We start from the raw sequence: 1,972 nt of genomic DNA, 5'->3' as shown, positions 1-1,972 counted from the left end.
CAGGAACACGGATCCCACCGCGCCGGCCATCAGCATCGCCCGGCGGGCTTGCGGCACCGCACCGCGCCGGCCGGCGGCGACCCCGCGGGCGGCCAGATAGCCGCTGGTCACCAGAATCATGGTGTTCAGCGCGCCCGCCGTACCGTTCAGATGGGCCTGACCGGCAGCGAAGGTCGCACGGTCCAGCACACGGGCGACGGCGAAGCCCAGGAAGGCGACGCCGAACACCACCAGTTCGCTGAAGATCAGGATCCACATCATCAGGTTGCCGGGCAGGGCGGCAAGTCCGCTCGCCCGATCCTCGGGGCTCGCCATCTCCAGGCCCGAGATTTCAACGTCGGCCATTTTCAATGTCCAAAGCATTTCATCATGTTTGCGAATGCTAGGCCGCCGGTCCCGCGACCGGCTTGACCGCGGTCAAGGAATGCCCTTCCGCCACGGTCAATTATTCGCCCGACCCGTGGCGGTAAGACGCTGCGACGCCCGGTTTCCGGACCTTTCCCCGAACTGCGGCGTCGCGCACCCGACGCCTCCCGAACCGACCCCCTCTCGACCGACAGATCGAGATTTCCAGGGATCCCGAGCGATGACCGAACGCTTCACCAAGGCGGCCGCGCGAAATATCTTTTATGGCGGATCGCTGTTCTTCTTCGCGACATTCGTCGCTTTGACCGCGCTCAGCCACAACTACATCGTCAATACCAGCACCGATAAGAAGACGCTGTCCGACGCGGTCGCCCGCGGCAAGCATGTGTGGGAAAGGAACGCCTGCATCAACTGCCACACACTGCTGGGCGAGGGCGCCTATTTCGCCCCCGAGCTGGGCAATGTCTGGCTGCGCTATGGCGGCGACAAGGACCCCGAGGGCGCCGTGATGGCACTGAAGGGCTGGATGGCGGCACAGCCGTCCGGGATCGAAGGCCGGCGCCAGATGCCGCAGTTCCACCTGACCGAGAAGGAGGTCGAGGATCTCGCCGCCTTCCTGGAATGGACCAGCCGCATCAACACCCAGAACTGGCCACCCAAGCTGTCGGGCTGAGGAGAATTCCGTCATGAAGTACGAATCGCAAAAAGTCGCCCTCTATTACTTCGCGGCGGCCATGGGACTGTTCGGTGTGCAGATCCTGGTGGGTCTCCTCGCCGGCACGGTCTATGTGCTGCCCAACACGCTGTCGGAGTTGCTGCCCTTCAACATCATCCGGATGATCCACACCAACGCCCTGATCGTCTGGCTGCTGATGGGATTCTTCGGTGCCGCCTATTACCTCGTGCCCGAGGAGGCGGAGACCGAGCTGCACAGTCCGAAACTGGCGCTGATCCAGCTCGGCCTGTTCGTCTTCGGCGCGCTGGCGGCGGTGGTCGGCTATGTCTTCCGCATCCATGAGGGTCGCGAGTTCCTCGAACAGCCCCTGTGGATCAAGGCCGCCATCGTCGTCGTCGCGCTGATGTTCCTCTACAACATCACGCTGACGGTGCTGAAGGGCCGCCGCACGGTCATCACCAACATCCTGCTGGTGGGCATGTGGGGCATCGCGGTCTTCTTCCTGTTCTCCTTCTACAACCCGGCGAACCTGTCGCTGGACAAGATGTACTGGTGGTACGTCGTCCATCTGTGGGTCGAGGGCGTGTGGGAACTGGTCCTGGCCTCCATCCTCGCCTTCCTGATGATCAAGATGACCGGCGTCGACCGCGAAGTGGTCGAGAAGTGGCTGTACGCCATGGTCGGCCTGGCCCTGTTCAGCGGCATCCTCGGCACCGGCCACCATTATTACTGGATCGGCACGCCCGGCTACTGGCAGTGGATCGGCTCGCTGTTCTCGACGCTGGAAGTCGCGCCTTTCTTCACCATGGTCGTCTTCGCCTTCATGATGGTGTGGAAGAGCGGCCGACGTCATCCGAACAGGGCGCGATGCTGTGGTCGCTGGGCTGCGCGGTCTTCGCCTTCTTCGGCGCCGGGCTGTGGGGCTTCCTG

Annotated in this window: 1 protein-coding gene and 2 pseudogenes; 2 read left to right on the top strand and 1 reads right to left on the bottom strand. The window is 63.4% G+C overall.

The genetic code is table 11. From position 1 onward, the window contains the following. A pseudogene (locus tag I71_RS14360) lies at window positions 1-345 on the bottom strand (cytochrome c oxidase subunit 3 family protein); the annotation flags it as partial. Window positions 346-586: 241 nt separating this feature from the next. Between I71_RS14360 and I71_RS14355 the strand changes: the two are divergent. Beyond that, complete coding sequence (locus I71_RS14355) at window positions 587-1,039, top strand: cytochrome c (protein ID WP_042695533.1); 453 nt, start codon at window positions 587-589, stop codon at window positions 1,037-1,039. Window positions 1,040-1,052: 13 nt separating this feature from the next. Further along, window positions 1,053-1,972 (top strand): annotated as a pseudogene (locus tag I71_RS14350) (cbb3-type cytochrome c oxidase subunit I); the annotation flags it as partial.

The sequence above is a fragment of the Azospirillum sp. B506 genome (genome assembly GCF_000333595.1).
Classification (GTDB): domain Bacteria; phylum Pseudomonadota; class Alphaproteobacteria; order Azospirillales; family Azospirillaceae; genus Azospirillum.
The sequence above is the reverse complement of the archived record's forward strand: the minus strand, read 5'-3'. Positions and strand labels throughout refer to the sequence as shown.

Excerpts from the sequence above, each read along its gene's own strand:
- I71_RS14355 (WP_042695533.1), top strand. The coding sequence starts at position 587 with ATGACCGAACGCTTCACCAAGGCGGCCGCGCGAAATATCTTTTATGGC.